12 protein-coding genes and 2 pseudogenes are annotated in these 16,398 nt (G+C 61.5%); 9 read left to right on the top strand and 5 right to left on the bottom strand.

All coding sequences use genetic code 11. From position 1 onward, the window contains the following. The first annotated feature begins 3 nt into the window (after nt 1-3). The 6 genes and pseudogenes from hutU (at nt 4) to ACOOEX_RS13670 (ending at nt 5,652) form a co-directional block, all read left to right on the top strand. Nucleotides 4-1,668, top strand: coding sequence for a urocanate hydratase (gene hutU / locus ACOOEX_RS13695; RefSeq protein WP_420395350.1), 1,665 nt, complete (start codon nt 4-6; stop codon nt 1,666-1,668). A gap of 282 nt (nt 1,669-1,950) precedes the next feature. Further along, the gene (locus tag ACOOEX_RS13690; RefSeq protein ID WP_420395349.1) at nt 1,951-2,442 is read left to right on the top strand and encodes a hypothetical protein; all 492 of its coding nucleotides are present in this window, start codon (nt 1,951-1,953) and stop codon (nt 2,440-2,442) included. Next, a pseudogene (locus tag ACOOEX_RS13685) lies at nt 2,439-3,250 on the top strand (GMC family oxidoreductase); the annotation flags it as partial. The gene ACOOEX_RS13690 and the pseudogene ACOOEX_RS13685, both read left to right, overlap by 4 nt. Nucleotides 3,251-3,493: 243 nt before the next feature. Further along, the gene (locus ACOOEX_RS13680; RefSeq protein WP_420398375.1) at nt 3,494-4,018 is read left to right on the top strand and encodes a GMC family oxidoreductase; all 525 of its coding nucleotides are present in this window, start codon (nt 3,494-3,496) and stop codon (nt 4,016-4,018) included. A gap of 43 nt (nt 4,019-4,061) precedes the next feature. Next, nucleotides 4,062-5,348: pseudogene (locus ACOOEX_RS13675) on the top strand (GMC family oxidoreductase). Continuing rightward, on the top strand, nt 5,320-5,652 hold the full coding sequence (locus tag ACOOEX_RS13670; RefSeq protein WP_420395348.1) for a GMC oxidoreductase: 333 nt from the start codon (nt 5,320-5,322) through the stop codon (nt 5,650-5,652). The pseudogene ACOOEX_RS13675 and the gene ACOOEX_RS13670 overlap by 29 nt, the downstream one beginning before the upstream one ends. 275 nt (nt 5,653-5,927) lie before the next feature. Here the strand turns inward: ACOOEX_RS13670 and ACOOEX_RS13665 are convergent, their stop codons facing one another. Further along, nucleotides 5,928-6,872 (bottom strand): homocysteine S-methyltransferase family protein, encoded by a 945-nt coding sequence (locus ACOOEX_RS13665; RefSeq protein ID WP_420395347.1) that lies wholly within the window; start codon nt 6,870-6,872, stop codon nt 5,928-5,930. A gap of 1 nt (nt 6,873) precedes the next feature. Then, complete coding sequence (locus tag ACOOEX_RS13660; protein WP_420395346.1) at nt 6,874-8,268, bottom strand: FAD-binding oxidoreductase; 1,395 nt, start codon at nt 8,266-8,268, stop codon at nt 6,874-6,876. Nucleotides 8,269-8,411: 143 nt separating this feature from the next. On the opposite strand from ACOOEX_RS13660, the gene ACOOEX_RS13655 reads away from it, so the two are divergent. After that, nucleotides 8,412-9,443, top strand: a complete 1,032-nt coding sequence (locus tag ACOOEX_RS13655; RefSeq protein ID WP_420395345.1) for a GlxA family transcriptional regulator — start codon at nt 8,412-8,414, stop codon at nt 9,441-9,443. A gap of 533 nt (nt 9,444-9,976) precedes the next feature. After that, the gene (locus tag ACOOEX_RS13650) at nt 9,977-10,762 is read left to right on the top strand and encodes a phytanoyl-CoA dioxygenase family protein (protein WP_420395344.1); all 786 of its coding nucleotides are present in this window, start codon (nt 9,977-9,979) and stop codon (nt 10,760-10,762) included. Between the two features lie 32 nt (nt 10,763-10,794). Here ACOOEX_RS13650 and ACOOEX_RS13645 read toward each other — a convergent pair whose 3' ends face one another. Both ACOOEX_RS13645 and ACOOEX_RS13640 read right to left on the bottom strand, forming a co-directional pair. After that, nucleotides 10,795-11,826 (bottom strand): ACP S-malonyltransferase, encoded by a 1,032-nt coding sequence (locus ACOOEX_RS13645; RefSeq protein WP_420395343.1) that lies wholly within the window; start codon nt 11,824-11,826, stop codon nt 10,795-10,797. Next, nucleotides 11,823-14,012 (bottom strand): dehydrogenase E1 component subunit alpha/beta, encoded by a 2,190-nt coding sequence (locus ACOOEX_RS13640; protein ID WP_420395342.1) that lies wholly within the window; start codon nt 14,010-14,012, stop codon nt 11,823-11,825. Before ACOOEX_RS13640 ends, ACOOEX_RS13645 begins: the two co-directional genes overlap by 4 nt. Nucleotides 14,013-14,151: 139 nt before the next feature. Between ACOOEX_RS13640 and ACOOEX_RS13635 the strand changes: the two genes are divergently transcribed. Next, entirely contained in the window at nt 14,152-15,033 is an 882-nt protein-coding gene (locus ACOOEX_RS13635) for a LysR family transcriptional regulator (protein ID WP_420395341.1), read from the top strand. A gap of 4 nt (nt 15,034-15,037) precedes the next feature. Here the strand turns inward: ACOOEX_RS13635 and ACOOEX_RS13630 are convergent, their stop codons facing one another. Further along, nucleotides 15,038-16,153 carry a glycine cleavage T C-terminal barrel domain-containing protein gene (locus tag ACOOEX_RS13630; RefSeq protein WP_420395340.1) on the bottom strand — a complete coding sequence of 372 codons (1,116 nt, stop codon included), beginning with the start codon at nt 16,151-16,153 and terminating at the stop codon, nt 15,038-15,040. Nucleotides 16,154-16,398 lie beyond the last annotated feature (245 nt).

Raw genomic sequence — 16,398 nt, 5'->3', positions numbered from 1 at the left:
CCCATGACCGATCCCCGCCACAACATCCGCGACGTCTTCCCCGCCACGGGCACGGAGATCACCGCAAAAAGCTGGCTCACGGAAGCGCCGATGCGGATGCTGATGAACAACCTGCACCCCGATGTGGCCGAGAACCCGCATGAGCTGGTGGTCTATGGCGGCATCGGGCGCGCGGCGCGGACATGGAACGATTTCGATACGATTGTCGCCAGCCTGAAGGATCTGGAAGAAGACCAGACCCTGCTGGTGCAGTCGGGCAAGCCCGTGGGGGTCTTCCGCACCCATAAGGACGCGCCGCGCGTGCTGATCGCAAACTCGAACCTCGTGCCGCACTGGGCGACATGGGACCATTTCAACGAGCTCGATAAGCGGGGGCTCGCGATGTATGGCCAGATGACCGCCGGATCGTGGATCTATATCGGGTCGCAGGGGATCGTTCAGGGCACCTACGAGACCTTCATGGAAGCGGGCCGCCAGCACTATGGCGGCGACCTGAAAGGTCGCTGGATCCTGACCGGCGGACTTGGCGGCATGGGCGGCGCGCAGCCCTTGGCCGCCGTCATGGCCGGGGCCTGCTGCCTTGCTGTGGAATGTGACGAAACCCGCGCCGAATTCCGCAAGCGCACCCGCTATGTGGATGAGATCACTCATTCTCTGGACGAGGCACTCGCCATGATCGACCGGTGGACCAAGGCGGGCGAGGCGAAATCGGTGGGGCTGATCGGCAACGCCGCCGATGTCTTCCCGGAACTTGTCCGGCGCGGGGTGCATCCCGATATCGTGACCGACCAGACCAGCGCCCACGATCCCATCCACGGCTACCTGCCGCAGGGCTGGAGCGTGGCTGAATGGCGCGAGAAACAGGAGAGCGACCCGAAGGCCGTGGAACGCGCTGCGCGGGCCAGCATGAAGGTGCATGTGGCCGCAATGGTCGATTTCTGGAATGCGGGCGTGCCGACGCTCGATTACGGCAACAACATCCGGCAGGTCGCGCTGGAGGAGGGGCTGGAAAACGCCTTCGCCTTCCCCGGCTTCGTGCCCGCCTATATCCGGCCCCTCTTTTGCCGGGGCATCGGGCCGTTCCGCTGGTGTGCGCTCAGTGGCGACCCGGAGGATATCTACAAGACCGACGCCAAGGTGAAGGAGCTTGTGGACGACCCGCATCTGCACAACTGGCTCGACATGGCGAAGGAGCGGATCGCCTTCCAGGGCCTGCCCGCGCGGATCTGCTGGGTCGGGCTTGGCGTGCGCCACAAGCTGGGGCTCGCATTCAACGAGATGGTCCGGAACGGAGAGCTGAAAGCGCCCGTGGTGATCGGGCGGGACCATCTGGATTCCGGCTCCGTCGCCTCGCCCAACCGGGAAACCGAGGCGATGAAGGACGGCTCGGACGCCGTGTCCGACTGGCCGCTGCTGAACGCGCTTCTGAACACGGCGTCAGGGGCCACCTGGGTCAGCCTGCATCACGGCGGCGGCGTCGGCATGGGGTTCAGTCAGCATTCCGGCATGGTGATCTGCTGCGACGGGTCAGAGGACGCCGACCGGCGGCTGGAACGCGTGCTGTGGAACGACCCGGCAACGGGGGTGATGCGCCACGCCGATGCGGGCTACGAGATCGCCCTCGACTGCGCACGGGAGCATGGGTTGGATCTGCCGGGGATATTGTGATCGGACACGGCCCCTCAATTGCGAGGGGCCAGCTGCTTGGCATGTCGGGTTGTAGGGGAAGGATGTTTTGGCTGGAGCCCGTTGGCTGCTTGGAGCCCAAGCTGTGACTTTGATTTTCTTGCTGCGTGCGCACGCGGCACAGAACTTGCCGCGTACGCATCATCTTGAGCACAGCGACGCGGCATAAAGAGTGGCCATTCGTGCCGAGCGAGGCGAGATTACATTAGTCAATGAGCGAGACGCGGGACGAACCGTCATTCAGAGGAACCGGCGACCGGTCAGGTGAACTACCTGCACAAACAACGCGCCATCGACCTGGAGTCCGCTTTGGACGCGCTTGCAAGCTGGGCGCAATGCAACATCGAGGCCCGTGAAGCGCTATGCGATTTCGACGTCTCGAACCTGATGTGGCAGATGCGCAGCTATATTGATCCGGAGCAATTGCCGCGCCGACAGATTGTTATTCAGTTCAGGTTCAGTGACCCCGGGCTCGACTACAATACCTACTGGGTGTTGAGCCGCCCCGGATCGCCGGTAGAAATCTGCTCGACTATCCCAGGCTTTGACATCGACCTTTACATAGAGACTGACGAGGTTTCTCTGACATCCATTATCCTAAGCCGTTCGACGATCGGACGGGAACTCGACGCTGGGCGGTTGTTTCTGAGTGGGGACGCTGCCGTGGCTCGAACGATGGACCGATGGCTGCATCGCAGGACGAAGGAAGATGGGCTTGAGGTCCGGCAATTGGACTTGGCTGAGGCGACACCGTGACTGGTAGCTTTGATGTCATTATCGTCGGTGCCGGCTCTGCTGGTTGCGTTCTAGCGTCAAGACTGACTCAATATCCAAACCGAAATGTTCTATTGCTCGAGGCTGGCGGCAGCGATGACGATCCACGCGTGTCTACGCCTGCGGCCATGGGGTCCCTGCCCAATACGCGGTTCGACTGGGGCTTTCGGACTGGGCCGCAGGACCACCTATCCCGCAGGCAAATCGCATATCCGCGAGGGCGGTGCATCGGAGGGACCGGCTCCATCAATTACATGATCTATCTCCGCGGACACCCCTCGGACTATGACAGCTGGGCACGACTGGGTGGGGTTGGCATGACGTGCTGCCCTATTTCAGAAAGGCCGAGAACTGGCAGGTGCCGGGTGAACGCGACCTGCATGGCGAAGCGGGTCCCCTGACGGTGAGCGAACAGGCAGAACGATCTCCCCTGACATATGCCTTCATTGCGGCCTGCCAGGAGGCAGGTATCCCGTTCAACGACGATTTGAACGGGCAGGACGTCGAAGGCTGCGGCTACTTCCCGGCCACCTTGCACAGTAACACGCGAGGCAGCACAGAGTGCACGTATCTGAAGGCGGCGCAGGCACGGGCGAACCTGACCGTGGCGACAGGCGCTACGGTCCTCAGGCTCGTCCTTGACGGTAAGCGCGTCCTTGGGGTCGCCTATATCGCCGGCGGAGAGATCCAACGGGAAACCGCACAAGACACCGTCCTCGCGGCAGGGGAAGTCGGATCGCCGCAAATTCTCCAGCTCTCAGGGATTGGCTCGGCAGAGCGGCTGGAAGAAGTAGGGGTAAAGGTCCGGCATGACCTGCCAGGGGTGGGTGAGAACCTGCAGGACCATCTGCACTACCGCAGCCGTTGGGAGATTGAGAAACCTCTAACGTTTTTCGGCCAAACCGCCGAGGAACTAGCGGACGCGCAGCGCCAATTTGCAGAAGGCCGGGGGCCACTAACAACGAACCACTTCGAGTCCGGTGCTTTTCTTCGCTCGAACCCCGTAACTGAGGCGCCGGATATCGAGCCGCTGATGATCCCCTATTACATCAGCCTTGGTGCTCCCGAGATGCGCCCGCCGGACCGACATGGATTCACGATTTCGGGCTTTCCGACGCGGCCTCGCAGCAGGGGTCGAGTCTCAATTGTGTCCGACAATCCGCTCGATCGGCCACTCATTGATCCGGGCTACCTTAGCGATCCAGCCGACGTCGACCTGATGCTTGCCTGTATCCGCGAGGCGCGGAAAGTCGTGTCTCAGCCTGCCTTCGCGGAACTTGCGCCGCGCGAAATCTCTCCGGGACCCGACCGGATCAGCGACGAGGACATCATAGCCGACATCCGAGAGGTTTCTTCAACGTCGTGGCATCCGGTTGGCAGTTGCAGCATGGGACAGGACGATGGTGCCGTGGTCGCACCTGACTTGAGGGTGCATGGTATTGAAGGCCTCAGTATCGCAGACGCCTCGGTAATGCCGCGAATGAATACAGGACACCCGAGCGCGCCAGTCATCATGATCGCCGAAAAAGCCGCTGACCTGATCGCGGCTCGCGCCTGAGGCCAGTGGGGCAGCGCTCTGCCGCATCAGAAAGGAACTCGTCATGAAGAACAGTTTTGATTTCATCGTAATCGGCGCGGGCTCCGCCGGCTGCGTTCTCGCAAGACGTCTATGCGAAAGCGGCGATGCGACCGTCGCACTGATCGAAGCTGGTGGAGACCCCGATCCGGTCCTCTCCCGCCTTCCCGGCGCGGCGCCCCGACAAGTTGACACTAAATCGGACTGGCGCTTTCGTACTGTGCCTCAAACGGGCCTCTACGACCGTGTCATCGACTACCCTCGCGGGCGCGTTTTCGGCGGGTCGAGCGTGCTCAACTGTATGATCTACGTGCGAGGAAATGTGGGCGACTAAAATGAATGGGCTCAACTTGGGAATACCGGATGGGGCTATGATGATGTGCTTCCCTATTTTGTCCGCGCGGAAGCGAACGCTGAATTCGATGACGCGTTTCATGGAACCGACGGCCCCCTTTCGGTCGTGAAGAACCCGCATACGCATCCTCTTTGCGGGGTCTTCTTCGAGGCGGCACAGCAATCGGGCATTCCATACAATGCGGACATCAATGGTGCCGAGCAATTCGGATGCGGATAAATGCAGGCGACGATCCGCAACGGTACCCGTTGTGACACCGCTACGGCGTATCTCGACCCGGTTCGGGATCACACCAACCTCACGATCTTGAAGGAGGCGATGGTGACCCGGGTCTTGATTGAAAACGGCCGCGCGATCGCCGTCGACTATCTCGAAAACGGACAGACTCCACGACGGATCCATGCCGCCTCAGAAATCGTCATCTCGGCCGGATCGATCGGCTCGCCCCATTTGCTCATGCTGTCCGGTATCGGGCCGGCGGATCATTTGGCCGACCAAGGTATCGATGTCATCCTCGACAACCCTGACGTAGGCGCGCACCTTGAAGATCACTATTCCCAGGACGGCGTCTTTCGCCGCCTGAAAGAGCCGGAAGCGGTCTTGGGAGCTTTGCCTGAAACCTTCGAGGCGGCTGTTGAAGAGTTTCAGAAAACCGGAGGGGGATGGCTCGCGACGATGCAGGTCGACGCCGTGGCATTTCATTCGGTCGATCCCGGTAGCGCTTATCCTCAGTTCCAATCGATTTTCCGACCCGCCATTCCAGATGTCTTCCGTACCAGTGGTCGTCTTGATCGTGCCGGAGTTGCGTTGGGTGGCTATATCTGTCGGCCGAGAAGCCAGGGAACTGTCCGGCTCGTCTCCTCCAATCCGCTGGATGCCCCCCCTCATCGACCCCAACTACTTCTCCGATCCAGAGGACATGAGGCTGATGATCGCCCACCATCGCCGCAACGCTGAAATCCTAAATGCGCCGGCGTTCGATGCGATCTGCGACGGGCCAGCCAGTCCTGAAATCAATACCGATGCGGCATTGGAGGACTTCATCAGACGCACGGCCAGCACGGTCTGGCACCCGACAAGTACATGCCGAATGGGTCCCGGTGATGGAGCGGTCGTTGGGCCTGATCTTGCGGTCCACGGTATCAAGGGCTTGTCAATATGCGATGCGTCCGTCATGCCGACGATGACAAGTGGCAACACCAATGCGCCCGTGATCATGATTGCGGAAAAAGGTTCCGAATTGATCTTAGCGCGGCACTAACAGACCCTACCTGAAAATCTTTGGCCGACCTGGATTTGTCTGTTCCGGGCTCACAGGGTTGGTTGGCCTTGCTTGGGTTGAACATCCGCTATCAGAAGGGCGACGGCAGTTGGCGCGGGCAAGCCTTTCAGCGTCCTAGATATTGCCTACTTCCTCAAGCGGCAGGTTCCAGTTTTGCGGACCTCCTGCGGTGCCGCATGACCGTTAGGAGTCCACAATAACCAATGCTGCGCATCGCACCAATGTCGGAAAACTGTGAAAGCCGATTATGGCAATCAATGAGCCACCAAAGCTTTTGCAATCTCCCGCAGGTGCGTGTGTCCGGTGCCGCAGCACCCCCCAAAAATATCCATATGCGGATAGCGATCAGAAAGGTCTCGCAATTGCGCGCCAAGCTCAACCGGGTCGCCGTCCTCAATATGCCCGAGCTTGCACAGGGCAATCTTCTCCATCTTGGAGGCATTGGGGCGCACTCCACGTAGCCGCCTGATCCAATCTCCTTTCTCTAGGGCGGGTTCATACTCAAGCGGATGGGAGCAATTGACCATGTAGAATTCCGGAGCAGCGTGTTCGGCCTGACGGTCAATTTCAATGATAGCTTCTGCCAGAGTTGGTCCAGACTTCAACCGGCATGAACTGTCGAGCGTCAACGAGACCGAGAGTGGCACCCCGATCCGGTCCGCCGCGCGCAAGGCGCCGACGGCTTCCGGGATATTGTTGAATGTTGCAGCGCATGCAAAGTCCACATCTGCCTGTTTCAACGTCTCAAGCTGCACAGCATGGTAGTCCTCAGCGCTATTGGCGGTGATTTCCTGATTAAGGCTGTAAGCATCCCCTCTGGGACCAAGAAAGCCACCGATCAGAAGTCGCGGTATCTGGCTCTGATACCCTTTGGCAACGTCCCTGAGAAACTCGATCGCGGCGAGGTTGGCTTCGACCAGACCAGACGGTGAATAGCCCAACTTGGCGCCCCAGTCCGGGCTGGCGCGGTAGTCGAGACCGGTTAGCAGAAAGGACAAGCCAAATTCGGCAGCCACATCAAGCTGTTGCGAGAACACATCCCGCATTGCGGAAACGGCCTTTGGATTGTTCAGTAATGGCAGCATCGAGAATTCAGGCAACTCGAACCCATGACGATACATTATTTCCGTTTCTGTGCCGCCTTCGGTGAGAAAAACCTCGCCGGAGCCCATTGCAGGTAACGGGGATTGAATGGTCATTTCAAACCCCCGGTTTGATGTTCTGGTTGAAACGGAACCGATTGTCCGGATCATACTTGGTCTTGATCTCTACCAGCCGTTGGAAATTGTCACCGAAAGACGCTTGGGTCAGCGCGTCACCGTCTTCCCCGTGGCCCGGAAAGTTCAGATACACCCGGCCGTGGTGGCCAAAAGGCGCAGCACTTTCCCACCCCTCACGTGACCAGGCGATGTTTCGTGCATCATCGCTTGGGTTTATCCAAACCCCATCCAGTGAATACATCCAGCCCATTGAACGATCACCAAACGCCGTGGCTCCCTCTGAAACAGCCGCCGTCGCACCGCCAAAGTTCCACAACGATGAGATCGAATTGTCAGAAGGCGCATCAAGCGCATTCTGCATAGCAAGATCAATCATTTCGTCAGGGAGATCGGTCAGGTACCGCGCTTTCCAGTAGCACCGGAAATCGCCCGCAGGCATCAGCGTATCGAACAGTTGCTGCACCTCGCAGTACGCCATTCGTCCAGAGAAGTCGGCAACCAAAGAGCCAAGCTCTCGCAGCGGCTGCAACAGTGCCTCGCCTTCGGCCGCATCCCCGTTGTAAACGCATGCCAAAGTGTAGACGCGCTTGCCCTGATCCTTCTCCGCGAAATCCTCGCCGCCAGCCGTGGAAAACTCGCAAAGCGATCCGACGAGGTTGCCGTGTTCTTTCATCAATTCGCGCCAGGCGCGAATCGGCTCGGGCCCGTCTTCGATCGCATAAATCGGTGCTGCGAACATGATTTCCGGACCGACGGGGTGCAGGGCGAATTCGAACCGGGTGACCACACCGAAATTCCCGCCACCGCCTTTCAGGGCCCACAGCAGGTCTGCATCTTCGTCAGGGCTAGCCCGAACCAGGTCGCCATTGGCTGTGACCACTTCTGCGGCAATAAGGTTGTCTATGGATAGTCCGTGCTGCGCGCGCAGCCAACCAATGCCCCCTGAAAGGGTCAACCCGGCCACGCCAGTCTCGGAAATCAACCCGCCGGGTGTGGCGAGGCCATGCGCTTGTGTTGCAGAGTCGACGTCAGCCCAAAGCGCACCGCCCTCAACAGTTGCAATGCGTTTGTCAGGATCGACGGCCACCGCACGCATGCCACTCAGATCGATCATCAGCCCGTCGTCACAGACGGCATGACCGGCGACGTTATGGCCACCGCCCCGGATCGAGATCGGCATATTATGGCCGCGCGCATGTTTGACAGCCTCAACGACGTCAGCGCTGTTTCGGCACCGAACGATAGCGTTCGGTCGACGATCAATCATAGCATTCCAGACTGCACGGGCTGCATCGTACCGATCCGAACCAGGAAGTATGACGTCGCCCGAAAGTTTCCGGATATCCGCTGCATCTTTCGTTTCAAGACCGTCCATGTCTCCGCTCCTATTGTTTGTATTGCCGAGAGTAGGAGGCCGCCAATCGTGGGTTAAGTGGCAGTTTCGCCAGAGACGTGGCATAATGGACAGGATGCCAAGCCAAATCCGTCAAAACCGAGCCAATTATGACAGGAGCGCCAATGCCGTCCCCGCGTAAACCAACAATCGTCCTCCTTGCGGCGCCGGAAACATCGGCATCCGTTCTTTACGGGCTCTACGACGTTCTGCTCTCCGCGGGGGCCGTATACCCCGACATGGTAAATGGTGCGCCGGGGGATGAACTGCTGGACATCAAGATCGTGTCCGCAGACGGAAAGCCTTTTCACTGCATCGGCAATATTCCGGTCGAACCTCACTCCCCCGTTGGTGACGTGACCACGCCGGATGCAGTTGTCATCTGCGATATGTACACGTCAATTTACGATGTTCCAAAGGGCCGCTATCCGCGCGAAATCGCATGGCTCAAGAAAATGCACGCTGACGGTGCATTACTCTCCTCAGTTTGTTCCGGGTCATTGCTGCTGGCTGAGTCGGGACTGCTGAATGGGCATGAAGCAACGGCCCATTGGGCATACCGCGACATGTTTCAGCGACATTTCCCCGAAATCACCTTTCGAAATGAATCCGTACTATGCCTTGCCGCCGAAACAGACCGCATTGTCACCGCCGGGGGTGTCAGCGCATGGCATGATTTGACAGTCTATCTGATCGCTCGGTTCTGCGGATACAAAACCGCGATTGAAACCGCCAAGGTCTTTCTTATCAGCGGCCACTCTGAAGGCCAGTCGCCCTACTCGGTGATGACAAGACCGATGGAGTCCAATGACGGCCCCATCTCGGAGTGCCAATTCTGGATTGCTGACAATTACGCTACCACCAAGCCGGTAGAGAAAATGGTACAGCGGTCAGGGCTGAATTCCCGCACATTCTCGCGACGTTTCCGTGCGGCTACCGGTTTCACTCCGATCGAATACGTGCAGGCGCTTCGGGTCGAAGAGGCTAAGCAGATGCTGGAGACGGATCAACACAACAGTGACGATGTCGGCTCTGCCGTCGGCTACGATGATCCTGCATCTTTCCGGCGGGTGTTCAAACGCGGAACAGGAATGTCTCCCGCAGCGTATCGAAAGAAATTTCAGCGCATATCCCAGATCGCCAACGTTGAGAACTAGGTTTCGGCTTTGTCAAAGGAGCAGACGTCTAACCAGCTACCTCAAAAGCCTGCTTAGTTCGCTCCTTGATCGTCCGTCGTGCAAGCAGCGAAGGGACAGTTTGGGATTTGCCTTAATCCACTCCGTTGAACGTCAGCAAACGGGAATTCCGCTGCGATGCCGCAAATTCGATACCGCACGCGCGAAGCGATGCTGCATCACCGAAGGTAAAAATCCAATGTCGGGATAGTCCGCAAAGCTGATCTCAAGCCCTCAATGTCTTGCCCCTCCAATCCCCCCGTACAACCATTTCCCCTTGGCAGGTCGCGCAAAGCCTGTCAGCGTGAGGGGCAGCGAAAGGCATGAACGATGCTGGAAAAGGTCCAACAATTCCGCGACAGGCTGACCGGGAAATGGTCGGCGCGGTCCTGCTGGCCCTGTTTCATCATCAACAACCGCTCCTCCCCCGCTCTCTGATGATCCGCTGAAACCGGGGCACGTCCCCAGATGACATGGCCGCCCCGATGGCGGCCCGGAGAATTGGAGCTTTCCAGATGACCCTTACCCCAGACCTGCCCAAGGTGCAGGAGAACTACAGGCGCGACGGTGTCGTGCTGCTGCGCAACGCGGTTTCGCCAGCGTGGATCGAGAAACTGCGCGCGGCGATCGACCTCGAAGTGCAGAAGGGCGAACGCTACTTCGCCTACAAGAACATGCGTGAAAGGCCCGGCACGTTTCAGGACTACTGCCTGCAATCTGATATCGGCCAGCGTGTTGCCGAGGTGGCGGGAAGCCCTTGGACCTCGCTCATCTACGACCAGATTTTCGTGAAGGAGCCGGGAACGAAGACCCAGACCGGCTGGCACACGGATCAGCCCTACTGGCCCGTGCAGGGGCCGATCATGACCATGTGGATCGCGCTCGACGATGTGGATGCGGATAATGGCGCGCTGGAGTTTGTGCGTGGCAGCCATGCCTGGGGCGCAAAATACCGGCCCTTCAAGACCGACCAGCTTGGGGCGTTCTCGCACTACCTGGAGGAGGGGAACCCCGACTATATCGACATGCCGGATTTCGAGGCGGAGCGGGAGACGTATGATATCTTCCACTTCCCGCAGATGGCGCCGGGCGATGCACTGGCCTTTGATGGGATGAGCGTGCATTCGGCCATGGGCAACCGGACCTCGACCCACAGGCGGCGGGGCTACGCGATCCGCTTTGCGGTGGAGGGGGCCACGTATGATCCGCGCGACGAGGTCACCGAATGGCTGCATGACGCGAGCCTTGCGAAGGGCGATCCCTTCCGAGGCGGGCGCTTCCCGGTGATCTACGCGGCGTGACCTAAGGGGGGCCGGGTGCCCGGCCCCTTTCCTTATGTGACCTGCCCGCGTTGGTCCTCGCGGCCCATGGAGACGAGCAGGGTGTCGCGGGCCTGCACGGCCTCGAATCCCGCCTTGTCCGCCATGCCTTTCCACTGGGCCAGCACCAGCGATTGCGCAACGGCCCCGCCGAGCGTCGCGCCGGGGCCGGTCACGATGAAGAGGTCGGGTGCAAATTCGCGGGCTGCCGTACGGATGGCGGCGGTGAAATCGTAGGTCTCGCAGACCTGCGTGTCGAAGGTGTAGCGCCAGAGCGCTTGCGTGTCCGTGGCCCCTGGCCAAAAGATGGACCCGCGCCCGTCGATGAGCGGCTTTTGCGGCTGTTGGAACAGCGAAGCGGGCAGGGCGGCGCGGCCCTTTTCGGCCACTGGGGCCTGCATCCCGGTATGAAACGCCGCGTGGTTGGCCAACCGCATGGGGAAGCGTCCACCGACCGGGGGAACGGCGGTTTCAAAGGCTTTCAACCCGGCCTCGTTCCCTGCCAGCACCAACATGCCGCCAAGGTCGATGGAGAGGTGCAGGTCCTGCCCGTCGCGGGTATTGATCCCGGCGACCAGCGCCAGAAGTTCCGCCTTGCGCGCCACATCCGGCTGCCAGTCGTCACCCATCCACGGATAGACCAACTGCCCGCCAATCAGATGCTCCTGCATCAGGCCGCCCATCGTGTCGACAACGCGGAACCCGTCCTCCGGCGTCAGCGCACCGCCAGCGGCCAGTGCCAGATACCAGCCCATGGAATTGCCGGTGACGGCGACGACCTCGATATCCTCGGCCAGCGCTGCCACATCGGCCAGCGAACAGGCGCAGATGAGGGGCGAGGCCACGTCGCCGCGTGAATATTTGGAGATGCTGAATTTCTCGGCGCTGTCCAGCGCGGTGACAGTTTCACAGCCCCCCTCGGCGCGGATCGCGTCGAAGCGCGCGATCAGGTCGGCACGCACGCCATGGTGACGCCCCAGATACCCCAGTTCGGCTGCGTTATAGGTGCCCCGTCCGGGGCAGATCAGAACTGCTTTGCGTGTCATGCCATGCCCCCCGTCAGAGCCTTCGCCGCGTGATATATCCCGTCCGCCGAGGGCAGGGTCGCGCCATAGGCGGGGCCGGTGGCGATGAAGCTGTCCTCTGCCGTCACCCGCGCGAAACTGCCAATCCCGGCCTCGTGCAGATGCGCCATGAGCGCCTCGGCCTGTCCGCCGGTGAAGCGGCATTCGTCGACCACCAGAACATGGGCACAGCCGCGCACCGCCTCGATCATGGCGTCGACCGGCAAGGGCGCCAGCCAGCGCAGGTCGATCACGCGGGTTCTGATCCCCTCGGCCTCCAATCGCGCCTGCGCCTGCCGGGACAGGTAGTGGCCGTTGCCATAGGTGACGATCGCCAGATCCTGCCCGTCGCCGTGCTGGCCGATCTCTCCGATCCCGATCCGCCGGTCGGGCGCGGGATAGGTCGTCATCCAGCCGCCATCGCCCGCCTCGTGCAGGTCGCGCATCGGGTAGAGCGCAATGGGTTCCACGAAGACCACAAGCCGCTGTTCCTCCCGCGCCAGCCGCACGCATTCGCGCAGCATCATGGCCGCGTCTTCGCCGGTGGAGGGGCAGGCGAGGATCAGCCCCGGAATATCGCGCAGCACCGCCAGCGAGTTGTCGTTGTGGAAATGCCCGCCGAAGCCCTTCTGGTAGCCAAGCCCGGCGATGCGCACCACCATGGGGTTGGTGAACTGGCCGTTCGAGAAGAAGGGCAGGGTGGCGGCTTCTCCCCTCAGCTGGTCTTCGGCATTGTGCAGGTAGGCGAGGAACTGGATCTCGGGGATGGGGATGAATCCGTTGCCCGCCATACCGATGGCATTGCCAAGGATGGATTGCTCATCGAGCAGCGTGTCGATCACCCGGTCGGGGCCGTAGCGCTGTTGCAGCTTTTGCGTGACGCCATAGACGCCGCCCTTGCGGCCCACATCCTCGCCCATCAGGATGATCTCTCCGTGCTCCAGCATCAGGTCGGTGAGCGCGAGGTTGAGGATTTTCGACAGGGGCTGAGGGCTGTCCATCGCCTTGATGTCCGCGCCGAATGCTGCCGCTCGCGCCTCGGACGAGGGGCCATTCGTGGGCGCGCAGTCGCGTTTCGGGGGGATGAGGCTGGCCATCACACCCGCCGCGTCCTGCAGGCGGGGGCGGGTGACTGCCTCCTTCGCCACGCGGGTGACGCGGGCGTTGGTCTCCTCATAGATCGCCAGCGCATCTTCGGCGGGCAGGGCGCCCGAGGTGTCCAGAAGGCGGGCAGAATGCAGAAGCGGATCATTCGCCTCGCCGGCCTCGACCTCCTCTTTCGATAGGTAGCTGAGCGCCACATCCGCGCCCGCGTGGCCGTAAAGCCGGACGGTGCGCAGGTGCAGGAAGGCGGGTTTCCTGCGGGTGCGAACATAGTCGGCGGCCTCCTGCGCGACTTTGTAGGTGTCGTAGATATCGAGCCCGTCGGCGCTGAAATAGCGGATGCCGGGGCGGTGGCGCATGCTGGCCTCGATCCAGCCTTTCGGCGTCTTGACCGAGATGCCGATTCCATTGTCCTCGCAAACAAAAAGCAGCGGCAGGGGGGTGGACTGAACGGATGTCCAGCCCGCCGTGTTGATCGCACCTTGCGCGGTGGAATGGTTGGCAGAGGCATCGCCGAAGCTGCACATGACGATGGCGTCATCCTCATAGAGCTTGTGTTCGGGCGGGTGGCGACGCGCGAGGCCGATGGAAAACGCCGCCCCGACCGCCTTGGGCAGGTGGCTGGCGATGGTGGAGGTCTGCGGTGGGATCATCAGGTCGCGTGACCCGAGCACCTTGTGCCGCCCGCCGGAGATGGGGTCTTCGGAGGAACAGGCGAAGGAAAGCAGCATGTCCCAGGTGATGTTCTGCCCCGGCACCTGCGCGCTGCGGGCGATCTGGAAGGCGGCGTCGCGGTAATGCAGGAAGGCCGGGTCCGTCGGGCGCAGGGCGGCGGCGACGGCGGCCATGCCCTCGTGCCCCGAGGAGCCAATGGTGTAGTAGCCTTGCCCCGCCTTCTGCATCGCCCGGCTTTCCCGGTCGAGCGCGCGGGACAGGCACTGCGAGCGGAAGAGCGAGACCGCCAGCGGCGCCGGCAGGCCCGGCGCGGGCGGCTGGCCGGGCGGGAAATCGCGCTTGGCCACGCGGGTCAGGAAATTCTCGTGGACGATCTGGGCGCGGTCCATGGGGGGGCCTCTACTGGCTTGTTCCGTGCGATTTTGTTGAAGGAGATCGCAGCGGGGCTGTCACGTTCCCTACTGAAATATGCGTATTTACACGGCAGCGCCAATGATGAATTCTCCGACAAGTTGGAGAAAAACTCACATGATTGCCTCGCGCCGCTTCCTGCCTTCTCTTCCCTCCATGCTGGCGCTGGAGGCGGTGGACCGCCTTGGCAGCGCCACGGCGGCGGCGGAGGAACTGTCGCTCACGCACAGTGCGGTCAGCCGTCAGATCAAGGTGCTGGAGGATCAGTTGGGCGTCTCACTGGTGCAGCCGGGGCGGGGCGGATTGCGGCTGACGCCCGCTGCGGTGGATTATTGCCAGACGCTGAGGGAAAGCCTGACGGCGCTATCGCGTGCCTCGCTGCGGTTGAAGGCCAACCCCGATGGCGGCAGTCTTGACCTCTCTATCCTGCCCACCTTCGGCATCCATTGGCTGGCGCCCCGTTTGCGCCGGTTCAGCCTTGCGCACCCGGAAGTGTCGCTGAACCTGTCCACACGGCTGAAACCTTTTGACTTCGGGCGGGAACCCTTCGATGCGGCGGTGCATTTCGGCGCGCGGGACTGGCCGGGCGTGTCCTATCTAAAGATCGCGGGCGAGGAGGTGTTGCCGGTCTGCGCGCCGGGGCTGGTGCCTCAACCGCTGAACCGACCCGAGGAGCTGCTGGACCTGCCGCTGCTGCATCTCGATACCCGAGCGAGCGCGTGGGAGGACTGGTTCCGCCATCAGGGCCTCGATGTCAGCGCCCCGCGCGGCATGCTCTTCGACCAGTTCACCACGATCGCGCAGGCCGCCGCGCTGGAGATGGGTGTTGCCCTCCTGCCCACATTTCTTGCCGAGGCCGAGATCGCGCGGGGGCGGCTGGTCGTGGCCTATGGCGGTGCCGTGGCCTCAACCGGCAGCTACTACCTCGTCTGGCCCAATGACCGGCCCATGCGCGCGCCGCTGGAACGGTTCGCGGAGTGGATCCGCTCGGATCTGTGAGAGGTCAGGCGAAGGGCAGGGGCGCCAGCCGTGCGACACGGGGTCCATCGGGCAGGGCGACGCTGAGACCGGTGGCGCTGTCGGCGATATCTGCGCGGATCAGGCCGACGCCGATATTCATCCCAAGGCGACGGGACAGTGCTACCTCGCTGACATGACCGACCGGCTGGCCGTCCTGCAGCAGGTCCAGCGGATGACCGTTCGGCTGCACAGGGTCGCCGTCCAGTACCAGCCCGACCCGGCGGCGCGCAGGGCCGTCCGCCGCGATCCGTTCCAGCGCCGCGCGGCCGATGAAATCATGCCCTGCGGCAAGGTCGATCAGCGGGCCGAAGCCCATTTCGTAGGGATTTGTCCGATGCGTCTGCAACCGCATATCCGCGCCATAGGAAATCAGCCCGCTTTCCAGCCGCTCGGTATCATTCGGCGCGCCCGGCCCGATGCCGAAGGGCCGGCCGGCCTCCTTCACCGCCTGCCACAGGTCGACCCCCCGGCTGCCATCGGTCAGGTAAAGCTCAAACCCGCCCTGTTTCGACCAGCCGGACCGCGCAAGCACCAGCGGGATGGCGTTCAACTCGGTTTCGCGGAAGGCGAAATAGCGCAGTTCGCGCACCCAGTCCCCGAACAGCGCGGCGGTCACGTCCTCGGCCTTCGGGCCCTGAATGGCAAGGGGCGAGACATCGGGCTCAAACACCTGCACATCCATGCGCTTTTCCCGCGCGACGGCGGCGGCCCAGAGATGAATATCGCTATCCGCGACCGACAGCCAATAGCGGGTGTCCTCCAGTTTCAGCAGAACCGGATCGTTGATAAGCCAGCCATCGTGATCGCAGAGCGGCACATAGCGGCCCTGACCGATCCTTGTCGCCGACAGGTTGCGCGGAGTCAGATATTGCGCCAGCGCGCCCGCATCGGGTCCAGAAAGCTCCACCTGCCGTTGCGCGGCCACGTCCCACATTGCGACGCCCTTCAACAGGCGGTCATATTCCGCCTCCGGGTCGCCGAAATTGCCGGGGATATACATGTGGTTGTAGACCGAAAAGGACCGCACCCCGTCGGCAACGGTCGCCTCGAAATAAGCGGATTTGCGAATGTTGGGACCGATGTTGATGTCAAAGGACATGGGATGCCTTCCGGGAAATGTGCGGTTGCTCTCTTGTTGAATCGGTTTTCACGGAGTGCAAGCCGTTCAATGCGCCTTCCGCCCGGTTTGGGCGCACGGGCGCTTCCGTCAACCCGATCCCGTATGCGCGGGTCGGCCTAAGCACGCGGCATGGCATATCTCTGGCGGTGATGGGCAGGTGCACGCCTTAGCCTGCCGGACATGCAATCCGCCATTTACAAATCGTGAACGAAACGGAAAACAAG

It is taken from the genome of Nioella sp. (assembly GCF_965215655.1).
In the GTDB taxonomy this organism is placed as follows: domain Bacteria; phylum Pseudomonadota; class Alphaproteobacteria; order Rhodobacterales; family Rhodobacteraceae; genus Nioella.
The sequence above is the reverse complement of the archived record's forward strand: the minus strand, read 5'-3'. Positions and strand labels throughout refer to the sequence as shown.

Bases quoted from the DNA above. Each gene is read 5' to 3' on its own strand.
- hutU (WP_420395350.1), top strand. From the start codon at position 4: ATGACCGATCCCCGCCACAACATCCGCGACGTCTTCCCCGCCACGGGC.
- ACOOEX_RS13680 (WP_420398375.1), top strand. From the start codon at position 3,494: ATGATCCCCTATTACATCAGCCTTGGTGCTCCCGAGATGCGCCCGCCG.
- ACOOEX_RS13670 (WP_420395348.1), top strand. From the start codon at position 5,320: ATGATCGCCCACCATCGCCGCAACGCTGAAATCCTAAATGCGCCGGCG.
- ACOOEX_RS13665 (WP_420395347.1), bottom strand. From the start codon at position 6,872: ATGACCATTCAATCCCCGTTACCTGCAATGGGCTCCGGCGAGGTTTTT.
- ACOOEX_RS13660 (WP_420395346.1), bottom strand. From the start codon at position 8,268: ATGGACGGTCTTGAAACGAAAGATGCAGCGGATATCCGGAAACTTTCG.
- ACOOEX_RS13655 (WP_420395345.1), top strand. From the start codon at position 8,412: ATGCCGTCCCCGCGTAAACCAACAATCGTCCTCCTTGCGGCGCCGGAA.
- ACOOEX_RS13650 (WP_420395344.1), top strand. From the start codon at position 9,977: ATGACCCTTACCCCAGACCTGCCCAAGGTGCAGGAGAACTACAGGCGC.
- ACOOEX_RS13645 (WP_420395343.1), bottom strand. From the start codon at position 11,826: ATGACACGCAAAGCAGTTCTGATCTGCCCCGGACGGGGCACCTATAAC.
- ACOOEX_RS13640 (WP_420395342.1), bottom strand. From the start codon at position 14,012: ATGGACCGCGCCCAGATCGTCCACGAGAATTTCCTGACCCGCGTGGCC.
- ACOOEX_RS13635 (WP_420395341.1), top strand. From the start codon at position 14,152: ATGATTGCCTCGCGCCGCTTCCTGCCTTCTCTTCCCTCCATGCTGGCG.
- ACOOEX_RS13630 (WP_420395340.1), bottom strand. From the start codon at position 16,153: ATGTCCTTTGACATCAACATCGGTCCCAACATTCGCAAATCCGCTTAT.